General features: G+C 26.6%; 17 protein-coding genes and 1 tRNA gene. 8 read left to right on the top strand and 10 right to left on the bottom strand.

What is annotated here, in order from left to right; translation table 11 throughout:
* Window positions 1-216 precede the first annotated feature (216 nt).
* The 4 genes from OC535_RS11690 to OC535_RS11675 form a co-directional block, all read right to left on the bottom strand.
* On the bottom strand, window positions 217-1548 hold the full coding sequence (locus tag OC535_RS11690; RefSeq protein ID WP_498823905.1) for an MATE family efflux transporter: 1332 nt from the start codon (window positions 1546-1548) through the stop codon (window positions 217-219).
* Entirely contained in the window at window positions 1545-1976 is a 432-nt protein-coding gene (locus tag OC535_RS11685) for a MarR family winged helix-turn-helix transcriptional regulator (RefSeq protein WP_227053161.1), read from the bottom strand. The genes OC535_RS11690 and OC535_RS11685 overlap by 4 nt, the downstream gene beginning before the upstream one ends.
* Window positions 1977-2118: 142 nt before the next feature.
* Complete coding sequence (locus OC535_RS11680) at window positions 2119-2994, bottom strand: CPBP family intramembrane glutamic endopeptidase (protein WP_498823904.1); 876 nt, start codon at window positions 2992-2994, stop codon at window positions 2119-2121.
* A 162-nt stretch (window positions 2995-3156) separates the two neighbouring features.
* A complete protein-coding gene (locus OC535_RS11675; RefSeq protein WP_498823903.1) occupies window positions 3157-4275 on the bottom strand; it encodes an aldo/keto reductase in 1119 nt (372 codons plus the stop codon).
* Window positions 4276-4403: 128 nt separating this feature from the next.
* Here OC535_RS11675 and OC535_RS11670 point away from each other — a divergent pair, with 128 nt between their 5' ends.
* The 3 genes from OC535_RS11670 to OC535_RS11660 all read left to right on the top strand — a co-directional run bounded on the left by OC535_RS11670 (window position 4404) and on the right by OC535_RS11660 (window position 5756).
* On the top strand, window positions 4404-5171 hold the full coding sequence (locus OC535_RS11670) for a YdcF family protein (protein WP_498823902.1): 768 nt from the start codon (window positions 4404-4406) through the stop codon (window positions 5169-5171).
* Between the two features lie 66 nt (window positions 5172-5237).
* Window positions 5238-5582 (top strand): hypothetical protein, encoded by a 345-nt coding sequence (locus OC535_RS11665; RefSeq protein ID WP_024721871.1) that lies wholly within the window; start codon window positions 5238-5240, stop codon window positions 5580-5582.
* A gap of 98 nt (window positions 5583-5680) precedes the next feature.
* Window positions 5681-5756: transfer RNA gene (locus tag OC535_RS11660), tRNA-His, on the top strand.
* 373 nt (window positions 5757-6129) lie between these two features.
* On the opposite strand, the gene OC535_RS11655 is transcribed toward OC535_RS11660, so the two are convergent.
* From OC535_RS11655 to OC535_RS11640, 4 genes are all read right to left on the bottom strand, one after another.
* A complete protein-coding gene (locus OC535_RS11655; RefSeq protein WP_024722697.1) occupies window positions 6130-6339 on the bottom strand; it encodes a hypothetical protein in 210 nt (69 codons plus the stop codon).
* Between the two features lie 50 nt (window positions 6340-6389).
* Window positions 6390-6791: a hypothetical protein gene (locus OC535_RS11650; protein ID WP_498823901.1), complete on the bottom strand. Its 402-nt coding sequence runs from the start codon at window positions 6789-6791 to the stop codon at window positions 6390-6392.
* A 445-nt stretch (window positions 6792-7236) separates the two neighbouring features.
* A complete protein-coding gene (locus OC535_RS11645; RefSeq protein WP_081721197.1) occupies window positions 7237-7398 on the bottom strand; it encodes a helix-turn-helix domain-containing protein in 162 nt (53 codons plus the stop codon).
* A 192-nt stretch (window positions 7399-7590) separates the two neighbouring features.
* Window positions 7591-8838, bottom strand: coding sequence for a HipA domain-containing protein (locus tag OC535_RS11640; protein ID WP_498823900.1), 1248 nt, complete (start codon window positions 8836-8838; stop codon window positions 7591-7593).
* A gap of 824 nt (window positions 8839-9662) precedes the next feature.
* Between OC535_RS11640 and OC535_RS11635 the strand changes: the two genes are divergently transcribed.
* Window positions 9663-10901: a transposase gene (locus tag OC535_RS11635; RefSeq protein WP_498823899.1), complete on the top strand. Its 1239-nt coding sequence runs from the start codon at window positions 9663-9665 to the stop codon at window positions 10899-10901.
* Between the two features lie 110 nt (window positions 10902-11011).
* Here OC535_RS11635 and OC535_RS11630 read toward each other — a convergent pair whose 3' ends face one another.
* Complete coding sequence (locus tag OC535_RS11630; RefSeq protein WP_498823898.1) at window positions 11012-12064, bottom strand: hypothetical protein; 1053 nt, start codon at window positions 12062-12064, stop codon at window positions 11012-11014.
* Window positions 12065-12574: 510 nt separating this feature from the next.
* Complete coding sequence (locus tag OC535_RS11625) at window positions 12575-12916, bottom strand: phenylpyruvate tautomerase MIF-related protein (protein WP_024722688.1); 342 nt, start codon at window positions 12914-12916, stop codon at window positions 12575-12577.
* A gap of 845 nt (window positions 12917-13761) precedes the next feature.
* Between OC535_RS11625 and OC535_RS11620 the strand changes: the two genes are divergently transcribed.
* The 4 genes from OC535_RS11620 to OC535_RS11605 all read left to right on the top strand — a co-directional run bounded on the left by OC535_RS11620 (window position 13762) and on the right by OC535_RS11605 (window position 22750).
* Entirely contained in the window at window positions 13762-13965 is a 204-nt protein-coding gene (locus OC535_RS11620; protein ID WP_024722687.1) for a cold-shock protein, read from the top strand.
* Between the two features lie 283 nt (window positions 13966-14248).
* On the top strand, window positions 14249-17140 hold the full coding sequence (locus OC535_RS11615; protein WP_498823897.1) for a PD-(D/E)XK nuclease family protein: 2892 nt from the start codon (window positions 14249-14251) through the stop codon (window positions 17138-17140).
* Entirely contained in the window at window positions 17130-20834 is a 3705-nt protein-coding gene (locus OC535_RS11610) for a UvrD-helicase domain-containing protein (protein WP_498823896.1), read from the top strand. Before OC535_RS11615 ends, OC535_RS11610 begins: the two co-directional genes overlap by 11 nt.
* 386 nt (window positions 20835-21220) lie before the next feature.
* On the top strand, window positions 21221-22750 hold the full coding sequence (locus tag OC535_RS11605) for an IS1182 family transposase (protein WP_498823895.1): 1530 nt from the start codon (window positions 21221-21223) through the stop codon (window positions 22748-22750).
* Window positions 22751-22859 lie beyond the last annotated feature (109 nt).

Genomic DNA, 22859 nt, shown 5'->3' with positions numbered 1-22859 from the left:
ACCTGTCAAAATTTAACAGCCGTGCCATTGATTATTTTAAGTTAGCTGAATTTTTCATACTATATTTTTAGTTCTAATATTATTACAACGTACTTAACTAATAATAATCGATAAAATTATACCATTTTTTTAACGAATTATTTTAAATATTTTCAAATAAAACATCAATAAATAAACTAGTTAAATGACCTCAGCTTTTATTTATTAAAACCACATTTAAATATAGTGATATTTATCTTTCTTTTTGATAAAGAAAAACAACGTAATAATTAAAGCAAGTACTTCAGCAATAACTACAGATAGCCAAATTCCATCTAATCCTAATATAAGCGGTAAAAACAAAACAACAATAATTTGAAAAACCAGCGTTCTTAAAAACGCTAAAATAGCTGAAATCAAGCCATCCCCTAATGCTGTAAAAAATCCTGAACCCCAAATATTAAAGCCACTAAGCAAAAAAGAAAAAGCATACAGTCTAAATCCATGACATGTCATATCAAATAATTTTTGATCATATGCAACAAAGATCTTTGCTAATGGTGAGGCAAAAATTTCAGCTAACCCTGTCATCATAACTCCAGTTAGAGCAATAATTATTAAACTTTTTTTAAAAAGATTTTTTAATTCATTATCATTTTTTGCACCATAATGATAGCCAATTATCGGAGCTGTCCCTATTGAATAACCAATATAAATAGCTGAAAAAACAAAACTTGCATACATAATCACCCCATAAGCCGCAATTCCATTTTCTCCTGCAATTTTCATTAGCTGAAAATTGTATAAAATATTAATTATTGAAGCAGATATATTGGTCATTAATTCTGACGAACCATTGGTACAGGCTTTTAATAAAATCCGTTTATAAAATCTTGTCTTCACCAGTTGTAAAAGACTATTGTTCTCTTTGATAAAATAAACAATTGACATGATTGCCCCGATAAACTGCCCAAATATCGTTGCAATCCCCGCTCCAGCAAGTCCCCATTTAAAAACCACTACAAATAAATAATCTAAAATAACATTTGTCATTCCTGAAACAAGTGATACTTTCAAACTCATTTCCGGCTTTTGCGCTGTCACAAAAAAACTCTGAAAAATAATTTGTAACATAAATGCAGTTATTCCAGCCGCTAAGATTCGTCCATAAATAATACAATCTAAAAGCATCTGCGCACTAGCCCCGAGCATTAAAGCAATGGGTTTCATAAAAATAATTGCAGTTATTGAAACAATGATGCCTATCACTGCTGCAACATAAATAATCATCGAAAAATATTCTTGTGCTTTTTGTTTTTTCCCCTCACCTAATGTAATTGCAACTACAGCACTGCCACCTGTTCCTAACATAAAACCAACAGTTGAAATCGCCATCATAAAAGGATACATCATATTTAATGCTGCAAATGGTATTTTCCCTACAAAATTGGAAACAAATAAGCCATCAACAATACTATAAATAGATGTCAATATCATCATTGCAATCGAGGGAATAGTAAAACGTAATAATCTTTGAAATGTGAAATGATCAGATAATTGTATTTTCATAATTGCGTAACCTTTTCTTTAAAAAATGTTAAATATTTTTTTGTCAATCTTACTAATTCTCGTCTTTCTTCAATGTCCATTTCCTCAAAGGCTGCATTTTCCATTAATGCAATTGGCATGATTTTTTTATTCAACAATTCATGACCATATGATGTTAAATAAATTCTTTTATCTTTTTTTACTTGTTTAATATAGATTACATCATCTTTTTCTAACTTTTTGATTGCTGAATGAATTGTCTGTTTACTAATTGAGCACATTTGACAAATATCTTTTTGTAAACATCCCTCACCATTTTCCAATAGAAAAAATAAAATAAAAAAAGCACTGTCTGATAAGCCGATTTGTAAAGCAATCTCATGATAAAAATTATCTGCTTCTCGATATAAGCAAAAATATTCTTTTAATTCTTGATTCTGTTTAAACATACTGCCTCCTCATAGTCTGAAATCATACTTATATATTAGTACGATTTAGGACTATAGTCAATATCATATAAAATTAAAACAGCTTATTTTTAAAGTATAAGCTGTTTTAAACTATTCTATCCAAAAAATAATTTTCTGCTTTTTAAATTATTTGTATTGATCCAATAATTGAAAGAATCGTAAAAATCAAAATCAATATTCCCGCCCAGTTTTTAAAATAATTTGTCACCTTAAATTCAATTTTATATTTGCTGCCATTTCTATATTCTCTAATAATCAAAATAATAGCAGTTATTATTACAATAATAATTATTGCATTCAAAAATATTCGAAAAAGTGCATTATTGATATCCGCCAATTGAGCAACCGCATTATTTATTATATGAATTGAAATTGCTGGAACAATTGAATTGCTTTTTAATGTTAATTGACATAAAAACAGTGATGTTACAAAAGCTGGTATTGTTTGAGGCAAATTCCCATGTAAAAGCCCAAATAAAATCGATACAACAACAATCGCAAATACATTTCCATATTGTTTTAACTTACCTAACATAATTCCTCTAAATAATAATTCTTCGGTTATTGGAGCAACAATAATCGTACTAATACATAAAAAAATATTCGTTACAAGATCATATTTAGCCAAAAATTCTGGAGTATCAAATATTATAACTCCTGATAATAGCTCCATGATATACCCTATAATCATACTAGCAAGCCACGCGGCTCCTAATGTCATTACTACAAATTTCAAATAAGTTAAAACATCAAAATTTTCATCTGTTTTATAAGATATTTTTAAAGAAAATTTTTTTTGATAACGTTTTATTACATAATATGTTGCTACACATGACGAAACAATGAGTGAAAAATAAGTGGTAAGATCTTGATCAAATCTCATCGCTAACATAATTACCCCAATAATCAATGCTAGTATTTCTGCCAACAGCATCTGTATAATAACCATCACACTCAAACTCTTGGCATCTTCTTTAAAGTTTATCTGTTCATCCATATCCCAAATTCTCCTATATTTATATATTTAATATCATAATATCATGATATTAAATATATATCAACAAATTGCAAATAATCTAAATCTTTTATACTATAAAAGAAAAATTGACAAAGTATTGATTTAAAAAATTAACTTTGTCAACATTCTAATAACCCAATGCTATTTTTTTAAATATTCACATACACGCCTTAAATCTTCTCGAATAGGCAGATGCTGTGGGCACATTTTTTCACATGAACCACATTTTTTACAATTTTCTGCTTTCTTTTCTACCGGCATGTTTTCAAGATTTTCTTTTGATTTATGATGTTGATTATAAACATAAGCATTATTCCAATGTTTAAAATTAGCAGGGATATCAACCCCAAAAGGACAAGGCATACAATAACCACAGCCAGTACAGCCATTTTGCGTTTGTGATTTCAACGTATCCTTAACATTTTGAATTAAAACCAATTCATCTTCATTTAGATATCTAAAATTTTCAAATGTTTCTAAATTATTGATAACCTGTTCATAAGTTGACATTCCACTTAAAACAACCTTAACATTTGGCAAACTAGCTACATATCGAAGTGCCCATGATGATATACTAGCTTCAGAATCATAATTTTTAAACTTTTCTGTGATATCTTCTGGTAAATTTGCTAATGCCCCGCCTTTAATTGGTTCCATTACAATTAAAGGAATATTATATTTTTCTGTTAATAGATATCCTTTCATTCCTGCTTGAATATCCATATCTAAATAGTTTAACTGTAATTGACAAAAATCCCAATCATGATATTCTAAAATTTCTTTAAAAACAGGATATTCATCATGAAAACTAAATCCAAAATAACGAATTTTTCCTTCATCTCTAAATCTTTCACATAAATCTAAAATATCATATTCTAATACTTTCGCCCACTTATCCCTATCTAAAGCATGTAATAAATAAAAATCAACATAGTCAACATCTAGCCTTTTTAATTGATCTAAAAATATTTTTTCAGCTTCCTCTTTACTAGAAACATTCCAAATTGGTAGTTTAGTAGCTAAAAAGAAATCTTCCCGATTATATTTCTTTAGAACCTTGCCTACAAATGGCTCACTATCACCATTATGGTAAGGGAAAGCTGTGTCAATATAACTTACACCAGATGTAATCGCCTTATCAATCATTTTTTCAGCTTCATTTTCATCAATATTACCATCTTCATTCAAAGGAAAACGCATACATCCAAAACCTAATAACGATGGTTCAATTCCCAATTTTTCAAATCTTTTCTTTTTCATTTTTTCTTCCTCCACATTCCTACACAATATTATTATACTGCTGAAATAACATTTTTACTATAATTAAATATTCTTAAGAAACTACTATATGATCATATGGTATTATATAGATATTAGAGGTGTTTTAAATGAAAAAAAATTGTATATTATTTGACTCTACTTTAATTATTTTATCAATATTATCAATAGGATACTTTGTCCTCGTTATTGCAAATTCGCGTTTTATTCCAGCATATCTCGCTTACCCAATATTTTCTTTTATCACTGGATTTTACGGCAGCTATGAACTAAAAACACATTTTAGTATTTTATCTAAATTACCACTTAAATTAAATTATATCATTAAAGGAATCGGAATTTTTAGTTTATCCATATTTATAATAATCGAAGGATCAATAATACACGAAATAAGTAATCAATATAATGAAGCAAGCGATTATATAATCGTATTAGGAGCCCGCTTGAATGGCAGTACTCCATCTAATTCATTAAAATATCGCTTAGATGCTGCCATTGATTACCATCAGACATTTCCAACAACACCAATTATTGTTAGTGGCGGTCGCGGTAATGGTGAAGAAATCAGTGAAGCCAAAGCAATGAAAAAATATCTTGTTGATAAAGGTATTAATGAAAGTTTAATTATTGAAGAAGATAAAAGTACAAATACAAACGAAAATATCATTTATAGTAAAAAAATTATTGATTCATTAAATAAGAACAACTACAGTGTGACGATCATAACAAACGGCTTTCATTGTTATCGAAGCAAACTGCTTGCAAACAAGCATAATTTAACTGCTCATACATATAGTGCTAAAGAAAACTTATATACAGCACCACATTATTACATAAGAGAATTTTTTGGTTGTCTAAAAGACATTCTATTATCTTAAATATTCCAAAAAAATCACATAATTGTTTATATTTATTATAGTATTCTATAAATGGAGGAATAAAATATGTTTAGTAAATTATATATTACAATTAAATCCGATAATGAATTTGATGACAGTATTATCGATCCTATTTCTTTTATTTTAATCGATTGGGGAGTTGATGGTAATTTAATTGATTGGGATATATATCCAAATCGAGCAAAATTAGAAATTAGCACAGACGATAGGAATTATAAATCATATAGTATTACTTACCAGGGAATGAATTCTATTATGGAATTATGTTATAAAGATGAATTTGTAATGACTATAATTGATAATAACGGCCCATCAGAAACATATACAATGTATTTTAGCGAACCTAACTCAATTAACTTTGCTACTGATATATCTGAACTAATAGATTAAAATATTTTAATTTTTTTATATTTTCTCTTTACATTTGATAAAATATTAGATATAATCATTCTTGCGTTAAGCACTAATAGCTTAATGATGAATATATGGCGGACGTGGTGAAGTGGTTAACACACCAGATTGTGGCTCTGGCATTCGTGGGTTCGATCCCCATCGTCCGCCCCATTTTATTTTAATCGAAAAATTTATAGCATAGATGACACTGTATAGCTATATAAAATTTAAAATTGTAATATTTTCGTCCAGCATTTATTGCTGGGCTTTTTATTTTATATAAATATGCGTGATTTATTCCTCTTTATTAGTAGAAAATTATTTTTTCTATTTAAATTTGTAAAGTCGAAGAAATACTATTTATCTCCGACTTTCTTATTGCATTTTTCTATAATTAATGATTATTAAATAAAATCATGATAATTATATATAATGCCCATTTTTTATAATAACAATTGTGATAGACCATTAGTAAGCATGTATTAATTACGCAAATACTTGATAATTCAATTCTTGATATTTATTATTTTTTATTCATAAATATTTAATCTTCATTCACACTATCCATAGTTTCTGCTAATTTAGTTAATTTAATTGTAGAGTAAATAGAATAAATTATTCTAATTAAATCTACTATTATAAAAATAATAAAAAATACATCCATCTCATTATCTATATAAAAGATCAATAATAAAAATACAATATCTATTATCAATCCAATAATAATCTTTTTGTTTATAAAATTTTTTTTCACTAAATACCCCACCTTTTAAATACAGTCTAAATATTAGTGTTTATTGTAGTTTAAACCCTAGTTGTTACTGTTTTCCAATTTACATTAGGATAAGTGTTACATTGTTGTGAATGTGCAGGAAGACAATTAGGATTTTTATGTAAAAACGACTCTGCTTTATATTTTACATTTGGTTGAAGAGAATTTAATATTTCTTTTGACAGCGTAGAACAAACATCTTCACCACTATCCACCATTTTAGTAGTTTCAACTACCGTTTTTACCACAGGCCAAATACTATTTTGTGATTCAAGACTTAATTCATTTAATTCTGCCATACCTGCAGGTAAAGATTTTAATTCTTCATATATTACATTTTCATTATTTATTGGTGTTTGATATATTATTACTCCATCATTTCCATTTGATATTATTATCGTTGCTATATCATTTTCTATAAAATAACTCTCCACCCTATCAAGATTGATTTTTTTATTTTCAACCTCATTTATTGTTTTAATAAATATATTGAATAATAATTCATCATCACTAGCAGCAAGTACTGCTTATAGATAAAAAGAAACTAAAGTTAATGCAAATACAACTAATGTAGTTAAAAATTTTTTCACACTTATTATCCTTCCCTTACTTGTTTATTTACAATTTACCAAGGATAGTGTATGAAATAGGAATATGCCCATCTCAATTGTATTATGATATATCATCCCCTTACCTTTCTTAATTATATTATACTATTAAGTGTAAAGTTATAAAACTTTTTTCACAAACAAGTTATCCTTGAAAACAAGCGAATTATCCATGTTAATGAATAATTTTTTATACAGTAAATTAATGTGCTATAATAAGATGCTTTTTTATCATTACTATTCACAATCGTTAAAAAATTCAAAAATCCAATTAAGAACAGGCAAATAGATACAATATTAAAATAAATTTCATACTTGATAATGTATCAATTTTAGGATTCTTTACTTTTTTATTTATTATTCTGTTTAAATTACTAGAATCCATTTTTGAAAGTTTAGAAAGGTTGTAAGTTGAAATATTTTTTTCTTCCATAATAGCTATCAGTGCTCAAATATTCATAATTTTCCTCCTCGTTTTGATATATAATTTTTTGATTTTAATAATATGTTATTTTTATGCTTCAGCGAAGCTGAATAGAGAGCTTACTTAGCAAAATTGCCAAGTAAAAATGATAAAAAAGAAATTGAAAATATTATTATAAATAAAAAAAGAAGCTAAGCTTCTTTACATTTCCATTTCATCAATATCTGTATTTATTTCTACAAATTCAGTAGACTTATGTAAGTTCCTTTTCTTGATTATGCCATCAATCATTATATTCATTTGTTCTATTCTTTTTTCAAATTCAATTGACAATTTATCTATTCGTTCTGAATTCATATCCGTATACATTTGATATTTTTTTAATTTTTCTTTGAACTCAATAACAATACCGTCTAATTTACTTAAATCAAATCTAGAAGGATCTTGTATATAATTGAGGTAATCATTAAAGCTTTTATTTACATTTGAAAAAAATTTACCATAATCATTAGTAAAGTCAATTTCATATGTTAATTTTTCGCATTGCATTGATTGTCCGTTATCAAAAATCGGTACTACTTTAGACCATTCTAACGTCTTTACATTTCTGATTATTCCATAATTTTTCATATGTCTATCTTTATTTAAAATTAAGCTATCAAGAAAAAACATATTTTCAATTTCTTGCCTTGCATTAGAAACATTATGTTCTTCTAATATTTGAATGTAATGTTCAAAATCACTAATGTGGTTTTCTTTCTTTTTTGATCTGTAAACATCAATAGCAGTTATTATCTCTTCATCATCTTTTATAAAGTTAATGCACTTGGACACTATTTTATTATCGATAATATCAATATCATAATGACAGTGTTCAAATCCTAATCTTTCACATATGGCAGATGCAAGCCATTCATTGATTGGCTCTTGTCTACTTGCAGTGTAAGTACTTTTAACTAGTATTCTATTTTTACCTTCTATTATCCATGCTTTTTGGAGCATACCATCTGTTGTATTGTTTGGAGAATATATCTCCGGTTTAATATTTTGAGATGAACTTAAAGATACCATTAAATATCCTTTGTATTTAAAATCATTATTGAAAAAGTTTATATCTTCCCAACTAATATTTTCATTTTCAGGTTTTATCCAGTACTGGTCGCTTAATGATAGGGCATAAGCCTTATTTAATAATTCATTAGTGGAAGAAATATTTAGACGTTCTAATAGTCTTTCTATATCTTTTCTCCAAGAAGGAATGCCCCTTCCCTTAAACCAATTGTTTAGTTCTTTTTTTAGATTTTTGGATTTATCTTTATAAGCGTTATATAAAGATAAAGGAGAATAATCAATATTGATAATTTCATAGATATGGGAGATAGTATTACTGTCTTCATCATATTCCATGTAAGTTATTTTTTTATTTTGATTCATTAAATAACATTTCATCGATATAAACACCTCTCTTGATTTTTCTTATTATATCATGATATGAGTTGTTAGGTAATTTATTTTCTGTATTATTTTGTCAGTAGTTATTAACCATAACAATTTTTTTACTTTTAATGCTTTAGCGAAGCTGAATAAGGCGCCTACTTGGCAAAATTGCTAAATAGGAGTTATAAATAAATATATCAATTTTTACTTAACAATTTTGCTAAGTATTGCATTTAATTTGTTATCAAAATGTTCATATAATGAATTTTGTGCATCAGCGTGTTTTGTTGAATAAAGTTATATAATATTTATTAAATTTTTTTCAATTTTATCATTTATAAAAATGGATGAAGTTATTAAGATCAGATTTACAAATAAGTAAATCAAATAAAAAAACCATAATTAATGCCTATAATCGCAATCATGTAAAATTAAATATAAAAAAATGTATAGAGTTTGGCGAATGATTGTTACTGATGAAATAGAAGAATTAACACATGAATGAAAGAGAAAACAAATATGCATGAATTATTATTAATATTTTAAAATCGAAATTGGTACAAATAATAATTTTCTCTTTAAATTTTTATTTACAAAAATTTAAAAGAGCTCTTTTCGAACTCTTTAACTACGATACATCATATTCATTTTACGAATTTCTGGCTATTCAAATAATTTAGGGGTCTCAACTTTAGGGGTCTACTTTGGGGGGCAACTTTAGGGGGATGGACTTACAAAATATCCATTAAAAAACAACAGCTAGAATTAACTAGTTGTTGTTTCTTTTTCTAGTTCCTTTATCATTGATATTGTCTAGATACTATGAAAGGAACTATATGAATAATGATATCATGAATTTTTTAAATATTGAAGATAAAGATATTATCATTACCAAAGTTTTAATTAATGAAAATGTTAAAGAAATCCATTTGGAAAAATCTCTTAAAGTTGAATATTGTCCTGCCTGTTCTTCTAGAATGCATTCAAAAGGCAGATATATCAGAAAGATCAATCATCCAATTTTACAGGACGGTTATCAGTTGATACTTTATGTTACTCAAAGAAAATGGCGATGTACCAATCCTCAATGCAATCTTTACTTCAATGATCAATTTAACTTTATCAGTAAATACAAACAGTCTTCCAATATTACCCCTTATATGATCCTTAACGAAATGAAAAACATTCATATCACTACTGCTGATGTGGCCAGAAAATATAATATCTCTGATACTGCTGTCCACTATATTTTTCTTCAGTATTTGGATATTAAACGTCTTCCTCTGCCTGAAATCCTATCTGTTGATGAAGTATTTTTAGATATAGACTACAGACATCGCTATGCTCTGGTCCTCATGGATTTCAATACCTTAGACATTGTCGATATTCTCCCCAACAGATGGGAAGAAACAACGAATGCTTATTTTTTGTCTATATCTTTAGATGAACGCAAAAAGGTCAGATATCTTATCTGTGATATGTATAACCCCTATATCAGCTATACAAAACGCTATTTTCCTAACAGTATAGCTGTTATTGACAGTTTTCATGTTATTTCTTGGATCCTTACAAAAATCAACAGCTATATCAATGACATCAAAAAGAAATTTCTGGTAAGAGATAAAAAACTCTATGAAGAATCCTGCAAAAAGCATAACAGACCCTTAGATTTTAAAAACATGCCTGCTTCTAAAGAAGTGTATTTACTCAACAACTTTAAATGGCTGTTATTAAAAAATGTAGAGAATATAGATTATCATGATAGACCAGAATATAATCATAAGCTCAAAGCCTATTTAAACACTTATGACTACGAAAAAATGTTTTTTCAACTAGATAATAATCTTATGAATATAAGACGTCTAAAGGAAAAATATATTGAATTCAACAATACAAAAGAAAAGGATTTAAACAAAGTCGCTGTTCTTTTAAATGATCTGATTATTCTTTATTCTCATTCATCATTAGCTATGTTTAGAGAATTTTCTGACTTATTAAAAAAACATAAACAGGAAATCATCAATTCTTTTATTTATATCACTGATAATAATGGTAACGAAAGGTTGTTCCTTTAAACCTGTTCATATATTTTTTAGGTTGCCCCCTAAAGTGCCCCCTAAATTTCAACGGACTTTTTTTTAGCCCCCTAAAGTTGACCCCCAAATAATTTGGCTTTCCCCCTAAATTATTTGGTTACCCGAATTTCTTCTTTAATCTTATCCCTTAATTCTAACGGTTTAAAAACTTCAATATAGTTAGCTAATTGTAAAAACCATCCTACAAGACTTTCATCATAAATAGCATTTTCAATCGAAATATCTACAAATTGATGAAATTGGTTAACTATAAAAGCACTCTCTTTAAAACGATCACGCAACATTTCAAAAACTTTATTACTATTAACTGCATATACTCTAATTTGTAAATTTACTAAGACGTTCTTTGCAATATGTAGAGGATCATTAAACTGCCAAATTTTATCCTTAAATGACGCAACTTTATTTTGGACATATTTAGGCGTTCTTACCACCCTCAATTCAGCCAAACGATCAATACGATAATATTCTAATTCTAAATTCTCACCACTATTAATATGATATCCCACCATATAAAGTTGATTATCAATAATATCAATATTAGTTGGAAACATCAAAACAGCTTTATTAGCTATAACTTCTTTTAACTCATTTTCATTTACAACATAATCTAATCGTTTAAATGATACACAAGCAAAATTATTTACAGCACTAATTATTTTATCTAAATAAGTAAGAGTGTTATTTTGAAAATCTTCATCACTTAAATCATCTAATAAACGATATTGATTGATTTTATGTAATGATGTGTCCGACAATACCTTTTCAATTAATTTAGAATTACTTTTTTTATCTAAACATAAACACTTCCGTAATAGCCTTGTTAATACAATTAATTCGACATCATTATAAAATGTCTTTTCAACAAATGCACCCCTTTTTTGCTTTGTAGTATACTCAATTCTTCCACTTTCAGAAGCATTGAAAGGTGCTAATAATTTATCTTGATGATCATTAATAATATCGTTGAATGATTTTATCGATTCAATATCAGCCTTAATAGTATTACTTGATATGCTAGTTCCTAACTCACCTATTCTTAAAATCAGCTCATCTCTAGAAAGAGCATGATTTTCATCCGTTAATCTCTTTAAAAGATATTCTGTTAACAAAATTCTTGTACCATTGCTAATATCTCCCATACATTTTCCTCCAGTACTTTAATTCTACTTTATCTCTTCAAATATGTAAAATATCAACTGGTTATATACATTAATTTTTTGGTACATTTAAAAAAATAATAAATAAAAAATTCAAAATTTTGAACTTTCTTATTAAAAATAATTATTCTTCTACTTAATTACTTTTTAAATTTATATACATCTTATATTTAAAGATGTATTAAATGATGCCAGATTAAATATTTATCATTCTTTTTTACTATAAATTAATCCTCAACATTCCTTTTTGACCAACTATTCACATTTAACCATTATTTTACAATTACTGTACATTAGTTATAATCACTCATTATCAAAAATAAAATTGATCCGTCCAATTTCTAATACAAAATAAAAAAGAGATTTCTTATTCGCTGATAAATATACAGTTTTTGAAATCTCTTATTTTTAGTTATTGATAGTCAAAATCATCTCTTATCTTTTAAAATTTATTCTATTACCAAAATACAGTAATTGATTACTATATATTAACTAGAAAAGCGTTCCCTGCTTTCCCCAATTTTGATACTCATCAAATGAAACATATATATCTTTAGGATCAATATTAGTTGTATCCTTGATCATTTTTATTAGTTCTTCAGTGAATTTCTTTTTAGCTTCAAAATCAATTGATTTGTATAATTTTATAGCTATCATCATACATGGAATATCTTCACCTCTAAAATACATAATTTGATTATCTTCTAAATGAAGCATTAAATTTTCCTCTTTTTTACCAGGTAAGATCGTAATTAATTCACCTGTCTTTTTAGCAATATCATTCTCTTGTCTAAGAGTTAGTTTATGATTTGTCGTAAATGAAATAAATGGCATATTTATCTTCTAGTATATTATAAATAACCACTGCATTAGCTATCTATAAATATACCTTCTCCTTTCTATCAACCATTTAAACCGTGGCTGATTACGGTAAAAAAATATAAAGAATTGAAATATATGAAATAAACCCATATTTATGATTTTAACAACTTTAAATATTTTTACTATACTTCATCTTTAAGTATGCTGAGTTTTAAGTTTGTAACCTATATTAAATTTTATAAATTAAATATAGCAGTTATTACATCATTAATAAAAAATTTTACTTTTAAAACAATAAACTTATTTAACTCACTATTTAAATAAGTATATTAAAACACACAAATATCTTTATTATTAAAGTCATTATGTGCTCTATTAAAATATTGCTTATACTAATTTCTAAGACTAAACAAACATATTAATTTCTAAAAAAGATAACTACTTAAATTTTCAAAGTTTTCACATACTTCTAGCTAATTCAAATTATCAAACTTTTCATAAAAACCATTCGAATCCTTATCATTAGCTCTTTATATAATTTTGCTATATATTATTTTAACATGTTTTTAATCTATTGTTAATAAGCATTTAATCTCAATATTATAATTCATAAATTCTTCTTATATTTTAGTTACTAATGCATATCCTAAACAAAAAATCAAAGCATTTACCTAAACAATTTGCTTTATCTAAAAAAATGTGGTAATATAAAAGGGCAAAAGTAGCAATATAATTTTCAAAGTATCACAAGTATTAGAAGATTGTATTCCTTTATGTACCGGCGCAATCCAATATTTGTGATTTAGAGTTACATAGAGTATTTCCTTTTTGCACATCTTTCAAGGAGGTACCAGTGAATGAGTACAGGTAAAGTTAAATGGTTTAATCAGGAAAAAGGTTTTGGATTTATTACTAATGATGAAGATGGAAAAGATATCTTCGTACACTTTTCAGCTATCAATGCTGAAGGATTCAAAACTTTAGAAGAAGGTCAAATCGTTGAATTTGACATTAACGAAACTGATCGTGGACCACAAGCTCAAAACGTAACAGTTAAATAATTTGGGCAAAATGAACCCATTGGGTCATGTCATTAAATTGGCATATAGAGAAATTAGTTAAACTAGTTTCTCTTTTTTATTTTAATAAACATAACTTAATATATTCTATTTTGTAATTTATGTTTTAAGATATTTATTGATTTGTGAATATTTCAAAAATTATTTGTATCAAAAATATTAAATTTTTCTTTTAATAATACTTATTAGATTATTGATCTTTGAATATTTATTAAAGCATAATTATTTAATATATGATAGAATAAAAAGTACGGAGGTTTAGTAAATGAAAATATATCGTGGTTTAGAATACAGTTTAAAAATAAAAAAAGTAATTATTGATAGTATAAAAGCTGCTAAAAATAATCCTTTTTCAGAATATTATTTTATTGTTGATGATCCATTATTTTTTGAAGAAGCTTTTTTTAAATATACTGATACTTTGTTTAATTTAAAAATTATTAATTATAATAATTTATTGAAAAAGCTCTTAGATAATTATCATCTTTATCAATATGAAAAATTATCTATATTAGAAAAAATATTAATTACTAAAGAATTGATCGAAGATTCAAATAATCTTTTTAATACAGAAAATAAGATGCATTTAATTTATGAGTTAATAAATATATTTGACTTATTTTACCTAGAAGAAATCAACGACCCACAATTAAATAATTTACCGCTACTATCTAAAGAAAAAATAACAACGATCATTAAACTCTATCAACTGCTTTTAAAAAAAATTCCTGATTTTAAATGTTATCAGTATGAAAAATTATTATCTAATAAAATAAATAATAACATTGCAAATAATCACTATATTTTTATAACTGAAAAAATATTAAACAAACGCTGTTTTCAATTAATAAAGGAAATCGATAAATACTGTGATGTAACTATTTTAATCAATGACTGTAATGATTCTCGTGATTTAAATACCCCTTTTAAAAAAATTAAAGGTGATGATTATTTCGATAATTTTGATTCTTCTTATCTTAATCATTTAAACAACTATCTATTCTCGCTTCAAGCCCCAAAATTTCCTCATAAAACACCTTTATACAGCTTAGCACAGACAACCCCAAAAGCTCAAATTGAAAGTGTCGTTTTAGATATCTATCAAAAAATCGTCGATAATAAAATGCATTATCATGATTTTGCCATATATTATCCTAATCAAGAATATTTAGAGCTGCTTACTGAAACTCTTGATAATTTTAATATTCCTCACAACATTAAAAAAACAATTATTTTCAAAGAATTTGAAGCTTGTTTATCATGGCTTAAATATTGCTGCAGTAATGATGATAATGATCTGCTTGAATTATTGGAAACAAAAGTTATTAATGGCTATAGTGATTTTAATTATTTAGATATAATCAAAAAAAATTATTTAGAAACTGGTGTTATTGAAGATCCTTTTACAGCAAAATATAATTTTACTAATTGTTGTACTTTAACTGATTTTAGCTCTGTAATGCTATCGTTTATAAAAAATGAAATTATTTATAGTCAAAATCAGGCTGCATTGATCAATTTTTTTAATAATTTAACTAGTTTACAAACATTTACAATAAAAGATTTTTATTATCTTGTTGAAAAATTAAAACCGGTTTTAAAAGAAGATAAACAAATTTGTAGTGACCACCTCTACTTATTAAATTATAATCAATGTTACAGCGGCATTCTTGAATGTTCAGATATATATTTAGTTGGTGTAAACGAAACAATTGTCCCAGCTCAGTATAAAGACACTGGTATCTTATTAGATCAAGACTATCAAATATTAAATTTGCCTGACTTAAATTATCAAATTGGTCTAAATCAAAATAATATTTTAAAAGCACTAAACAGTAATACCAATTTTACTGCAATTTGCTTTAGTAACGCTACTATTGATGGTCAACCATTATTAAAATCTTCTTTATATAATCAATTAACACAAATGTTTTCTATTACAAAAATCGATCCTCAAAACGATTATTTACATCATAGCTTAAAAAACAAACTATATCTTTTAAATAAACAAGATCCTGATTCTAAACAATTAAACACCATAATCAAACATTATAAACAAAGTAACAATCAACCAGATCATTTATCTATTCCTTTATTTTCTTCACAACTTTCATCAAGTAAACTAGAAACATATAACAGCTGTCCTTATAAATATTTTAATCAGTACGGTTTAAAAATTTATCCATTTAAACAACCTCTTTTTCAAATCAATGAAATTGGAACTATTACTCATTATGTTTTAGAAAAAACCTCACCATTATTTAAAGATAGTCATGCTGTGCAAAAAATTGATCATAGTTATATAAAAAAACTGATTAATAAACATGTTGATGAATACATTGACATTAATGGTTTAAATGATAAATTAAAATATGGTACTAATCATTTTATTATTACAATGATCAAAGAAGATTTAATTAATACTATAATTGTATTAATTAATCAAATGAAAATTACTGATTTTAAAATTATTAATAATGAAGTAGAAATAAATTATAATTATCATGATTTTAAATTTAATGGCATTGTTGATCGCGTTGATCAATATAATAATTATTTAAAAATCATCGATTATAAATCCAGTAATAAAGATCTTGATATTTCTTTAGCTATCCAGGGATTTAATATTCAGATGCTGCTATATTTGGACGCTTTAACAAAACAAATGAAGCTAGATAAAGGCGCGTTACTATATTTTAATACTAAAAAAAGAATTCTTGCCAGTTCATTAAAAATAACCGAGGAAGAAAATAGTATTAACTTTTTTAAACAATACAAGATGAATGGTTATGTAAATGAAGAAGTAATCGAAGCTATTGATAATTCTATCGAAAAAGAATCGACGGTTATTAAAGCTAAGTTTGTTAAAAAAGACGATTGTTATAAAGGAAATATTTTAAGTAGTTTTTCTTTTGAACGTCTTCTAGCTTATGTCAACAAGCACATCCAAGAATTATATCAAGAACTTATTTCCGGTAATATCCAAATTAATCCTAAGGGAAGTGATGATGCCACGACTCATACCAAAGTAAATCCATGTAACTATTGTAATTATCGAAGTCTATGTAATTTTGATGTTTTCTATAATGACTATACATTAGTAAACACTGAAAATCTTGAATATTTAATCAAGGAGGAAGTTAATAATGTCGATTAACTCATTAAATGATGGCCAATATGAAGCTGTTATTACCCGTAACTGTTCAATTCTGGTTTCGGCACCTGCTGGTTCAGGAAAAACAAAGATCTTAGTAAATCGTATCATGGCCTTAATTGAAGAAGATGCTTATAACGTGGATGAACTACTAGTTTTGACATTTACTAATGCTGCTGCCCTAGAAATGAAACAGCGTTTACAAACAGCATTAGAAAAACGTCTTCAAGAAAATATTTCTGAATCACTAAAAGTACATTTATTAAAACAAAAGCATTTATTACCTAAAGCTTATATCACTAATTTTCATGGCTTTTGCAGCACTTTATTGAAACAGTATGGTTATTTAATTAATTTAAACAGTAAGTTTGATATTTGTACCGATCCAGTTATTATCAAACACCAAATTCTTGATCAATGTATTCAAAAATGGAGTAATGATGAAGCTTTTATTGAATTTATGAGTACATATTTTCCTGAATATTATTTCAGTAAATTTAAAAATGCTATTTTTAAATTTGAAAATCTAAGCAACACCATTTACAATTTTGATAATTATCTTGAAGAAATTAAAACCACGATCTATCAACATATCATCAATGGTAATGATGATGCCTATAATTCTTGGCCAATTAATCAAAAGATTATCGAATTATTAAAAATGCAGGCTAATATGGGTTTAAATAAAGTTTATGAACTAGCCGCTTTTGCTAGTGATCATAATTTATCATTTTATTATCAAAACCCTTTTGGTCCTGATAAACCTAAAAAGGCTGATTTGCCAAGCCCGTTTGACACACATCTAAAGTACTATCATGATGTTATTGAAGCTTTAAATAGTAATCAAATAGATAAAATAATCATCGCTAGTAATGCTACTTTAATTAAAAGCTATGATAGTAGAGGGTTATTTAATGATGATAATGAAGAATATAAGACAGAATATAATCGTCTTAAAAATAATATTGTGAAATTTTATAAAGATAAATTTAAAGATCTTGTTTATGATGATTTTGATGAATTTAAATCAACTTTATCATCATCCATCGTTCCTTTAGAAAAACTTGTTGCTTACTTAAAAGAATTTAAACAAGCTTATAGAGAGTATAAACAAAATCATAATATTTTGGATTTTAATGATTTAGAGGCTAATGCCTTAGAATTATTAGAACCAAAATATGGTATTGCTGATTTATTATATAAACAGTTAAAAGAAATCATGATCGATGAATATCAGGATACTAATCAAATACAAGAAACTTTGATCGATAAGATTGCTGATTTAAAAGAGCCTAAAATAAATCGTTTTATGGTTGGAGATATGAAACAATCAATTTATCGCTTTCGAGAAGCTGATCCCGAAATCTTCAATGAAAAATATTTAACTTTTAATCACCTTCCTAATACAAAAAGAATAGATCTTAAATTTAATTATCGTTCTAATAAAATTGTTCTTGACAGTGTTAATTATATTTTTAATCAAATTATGGATACCAACATTGGTGGTCTTGATTATTATTTAGATGAGAGTGCTAAATTAAATTATGATTTTTTAAGAAAAGAAGGTGCCCAAGAATTAAGTGACTTATCTAAAGTAAAAAAACAAGCGACAAAACGCCTTGATGAAGAAACACGGTTTACTAGTGAAGTACTTCTATCATATCAAACTAATACAAGTTCAGGTGACGCCGAACTTGAAGCAAAAATGGTTGCTAAAAAGATCCAGGATATTGTCGGTAAGCTTGAATTAGATAATTTTGATAAAACTACGCGACTTACCAATTATAAAGATATTGTCATCTTAATGCGCAACACTCGCAGTTTTATTGCATTTAAAAAAATATTTTCGCAATATAATATTCCTAGTCATATTGTTTTATCCCAAGGTTTTTTACAAGCTCCCGAAATAATTAGCATTATCAATGTTTTAAAAGCATTTGATAATCATTTAGATGATATTGCTTTTACTAGTTTATTAAAAGGAAATTTTGTAATTAGCTGTTTTGATGAAAATATGCTCGCTGCTATTAGAAGCGATGATAGTCTATCTATGTATGATAATGTAATAAAATATATTGAAACAAAGCAAACGAATTATCAAAACCTAGAAAAATTCATTGATTATTACCATGGTATGCGCCAATATTTTAATCAACATACTGTAAAAGAAGGCCTAAATAAATTTTATCAAGATAGTGAATACTTAAGTTTTTTTGCCTCTTTAATAAATGGTGTTCAAAGGATTGCAAATCTTGAATTACTGCTTCATAAAATGGAAGAAATGAAAGATGATTCTTTACATACAGTTGTCACTAAATTTGATCAAATGATGAAAAATGGTGTAAATATGTCTCCAGCAATGGTTGCCAGCAATGATGATAATGTTGTTTCTTTTATGACGATTCATAAATCTAAAGGATTAGAATTTCCTGTTGTATTTGTTTCAAATCTTCAAAATAAATTTAACCAGCAGGATGCCCGAGAAAGAATCATCAGTGATAAAAAATTAGGTATTGCAATCAAACCGCGCTTAAAGCAACAGCTTGAGCCTTACCAAAATGTTGTCATCGAATATGAAAATAAGTATCGTAAAATAATCGCCAGCTATCAGACTAACGAAGCTATAAATGAAGAAATGCGCATTTTTTATGTTGCTTTAACTAGAGCCTCTCAAAAACTTATTTTAACTGGTTTAATTAAAGAGCCCCAAGATATCATTAAATGGCAAAAATATGTAATTAACAATTATAATGACATGATTATTAATTCCCGTTGTCAAGACAAAGTGATTCTATATGATAATGCGAGAAAACAGAATAGTTATTTGGACTGGTTGGGCATATCTTTAATGTCCCATGATGATATTATTAATCAGGGTCTTAACAAAAAATTATTAAATAATCAAAATACTGACGAAATAATTGATGAGATCAAACATAATTTTCAAACTATCATGATTAATAAAAGTAAAAATTTAATTCAGGAAAATACTAAACATAGTAAATTTTCAATTACAATATTTAGCCATGAAGAAATTGAAAGACAAATCATCATCACCAATAAAAAAGAAACAATTTTTAATTTAAACGACTATTACCGTTACAATAATTTTAAATATCCTTACTTGATCAATTCAGATAAAGCAATTGCTGTCACGAGAAAAATCGAAGATGGTGATCGCATCTTTGAAGATGTAAGCTATGATATCGATGATTCTAATATTGCTCCAACTACGCGAGGTACTATTATTCATAGTGTTCTTGAACATCTTGATATTAAACCTGATTTAGATTTAGATACCAATCTAACTTATTTAAAAGAATCTGGTCTTTATGATGCAGAATCATGGCAAATAATTAATAAATATTATGATTATTTTAAAAATTTTGTAAATAGTGATGTATTTAAATTAATGTGTAATACCAAACATCTATATAAAGAAAAAGAATTTTCAATGTTGGAAGATGGTCAAATTATTCATGGTATCTTCGATGTCATTTGCATTGATGATAATGATGTTACGATCATTGATTATAAAACCGATAATATTAAACAAACCACTTCTGATGATATACTGAAATCGTTACATAAACCACAAATGGATTATTATAAAGAAATATTAGCTCGTGTTTTTCCACAAACTAATATTAAAGCAATCGTATATTATCTACATATTAATAAATATGTTATCTTGTAGTCATTCTGTTTATCAAAGTTGTGTTACTATCGTAATTATCCAATAATGTTAAATTCATTTAATAGATAAATAAAAATGATTTATTTTTAAGATAGGTCAGTAATCATAAAACTGAGTAATATCACACAATTATATATTTATCACAAGAAGATTTAGCTCAAAATTTATGTTACATGATAGACGATTTCTAATTGTGAAAACAAAAAAGTTATCCAGATATTATGAAAGAAAATTTTGAAGAATTCCAATATTGTTGTTTAAATTGCCAACAATATTAATTAGTTTATCTTACGCCAAAAAGGGGCTGTAACGAGTAAATAATTATTTTACAGCTTCATAAAACAAAAAAAGCGCTCAAGCGAGCGTTTTTTTGGTATAATATTTTCATGTCAAATATTAATATTAACACTTCAAATTATAACTCATTTCAATCTTATTTGCTACTGGATTTTTCTTTTTCTTTTGAAAAAGATGTTCCCCATGATGATATTTGTAGAACTGTTTTAGAAGTCGCTCGGGAGGTAAATATAAATAAGTATGTCGACTTCTCTCACAGAAATACACATGGTTATGATTCCTTTATGATGTTCGTTTTAGTTCTGCTTGCTAAAGCTGAATACGGCTATGCTTCTACCAGACGCCTTGAACGTCTTTGTAAAACTGATATTAGATATATGTTTATCGCTAAGAATCAGTGTCCCAGCCATATGGCTTTCCAAAGATTCATCAATGATGATTTAAAGATGTCTATCGATGATATTTTTTATGAAATCAACAGGTATATTGTAAAAAAGATGAATATCAATACTGATGTCCTATGTATCGACGGGACTAAATATGAAGCTAATGCTAATAAAAATACTTTTGTTTGGCGTGCTAATACGATCAGAAACAGAACTAAACGCTGGAAAAAGACTAATCAGTGTATTGACAGAATCAATAGATATTTTAAGAAAAATAATATCAATCTAAGATATTCATTACTAAAAGAGCCAAGTATCGATTATTTATTGAATATCAGTGATAGGATAGAAGAATACATGAAAGATGAAGATATTGATTTTGTACATGGCAGGGGCAAAAGAAGAAGTGATATTCAAAAATTATATGATGAATTAAAAGAACACGCGATGAAGATGTTTGAATATACAATTCATATGGACATTCTGGGAGAAAGGAACAGTTTTTCCAAGACAGATCCTGATGCAACCTTTATGCATATGAAATATGATTATTATAATCATACAAATGTATTTAAACCGGGATATAATATCCAAATAGGCGTGAGCGATGGAATAATTAGAAATATTTATATCAGCAGTGACGGTAATGATATAAATACATATATACCATTTATGGAAAAATATTATGAAGCATATGGATGTTATCCTAAGAAAACACCGGCTGATGCAGGATACGGAAGTTATGAAAATTATGCATACTGTAAAGAACATAATATCGAGTTGTATATGAAATATAGTGGATATTACAAAGAGAAAGAAAAAACAAATGATAAAAACAGATTTAAAAAAAACCATATGAAAAGGACAGAAGAAGGAGGATTCATATGTCCGGCAGGACATGAATTTGAATTAGAAAAAGTCACAATTGATGAACGAAGTGATTATGAGAAATTAAATTTTCTGTTTAGAAATAAAAACTGTGAAGGGTGTCCACTAAGAAGCAGATGTACAAAATCAAAATCAGGACGAACAATTAATCATAACTACCAGTTAGAGGAATATCAAAAAGAGGTCAGAGAGAATCTGGAAAGCGAAGAAGGAAAAAAACTAATAAATAAGAGAAGCAGTGAAACAGAAGGAACATTTGGTGATATAAAAACAAATCAGGGATATGGAAGATTACGACGGAGGGGAGAAAATGGTGTAAAAGAAGAGTGTTGTTTAGCGAATTAATTTAACTAACTTTTTTCAAATTAAATTAGACAGTATTAAATGTAAAATCATCACGATTAATTAAATTTGTTATACTATTTTAGACAATATCCGCACTTTATTTTATACT

Origin of the sequence: Clostridium sp. Marseille-Q5894, from assembly GCF_946902305.1 — a bacterium.
Taxonomy (GTDB): Bacteria; Bacillota_I; Bacilli_A; order Erysipelotrichales; family Coprobacillaceae; genus Thomasclavelia.
Note: the sequence above shows the minus strand (reverse complement) of the source record. Positions and strands in the feature narration are given on the sequence as shown.

Coding starts and splice junctions, on each gene's coding strand:
- OC535_RS11620 (WP_024722687.1), top strand. CDS start 13,762: ATGAGTACAGGTAAAGTTAAATGGTTTAATCAGGAAAAAGGTTTTGGA.
- OC535_RS11665 (WP_024721871.1), top strand. CDS start 5,238: ATGTTTAGTAAATTATATATTACAATTAAATCCGATAATGAATTTGAT.
- OC535_RS11645 (WP_081721197.1), bottom strand. CDS start 7,398: ATGGAAGAAAAAAATATTTCAACTTACAACCTTTCTAAACTTTCAAAA.
- OC535_RS11615 (WP_498823897.1), top strand. CDS start 14,249: ATGAAAATATATCGTGGTTTAGAATACAGTTTAAAAATAAAAAAAGTA.
- OC535_RS11610 (WP_498823896.1), top strand. CDS start 17,130: ATGTCGATTAACTCATTAAATGATGGCCAATATGAAGCTGTTATTACC.
- OC535_RS11690 (WP_498823905.1), bottom strand. CDS start 1,548: ATGAAAATACAATTATCTGATCATTTCACATTTCAAAGATTATTACGT.
- OC535_RS11680 (WP_498823904.1), bottom strand. CDS start 2,994: ATGGATGAACAGATAAACTTTAAAGAAGATGCCAAGAGTTTGAGTGTG.
- OC535_RS11670 (WP_498823902.1), top strand. CDS start 4,404: ATGAAAAAAAATTGTATATTATTTGACTCTACTTTAATTATTTTATCA.
- OC535_RS11630 (WP_498823898.1), bottom strand. CDS start 12,064: ATGGGAGATATTAGCAATGGTACAAGAATTTTGTTAACAGAATATCTT.
- OC535_RS11625 (WP_024722688.1), bottom strand. CDS start 12,916: ATGCCATTTATTTCATTTACGACAAATCATAAACTAACTCTTAGACAA.
- OC535_RS11635 (WP_498823899.1), top strand. CDS start 9,663: ATGAATAATGATATCATGAATTTTTTAAATATTGAAGATAAAGATATT.
- OC535_RS11640 (WP_498823900.1), bottom strand. CDS start 8,838: ATGAAATGTTATTTAATGAATCAAAATAAAAAAATAACTTACATGGAA.
- OC535_RS11605 (WP_498823895.1), top strand. CDS start 21,221: ATGTCAAATATTAATATTAACACTTCAAATTATAACTCATTTCAATCT.
- OC535_RS11675 (WP_498823903.1), bottom strand. CDS start 4,275: ATGAAAAAGAAAAGATTTGAAAAATTGGGAATTGAACCATCGTTATTA.
- OC535_RS11685 (WP_227053161.1), bottom strand. CDS start 1,976: ATGTTTAAACAGAATCAAGAATTAAAAGAATATTTTTGCTTATATCGA.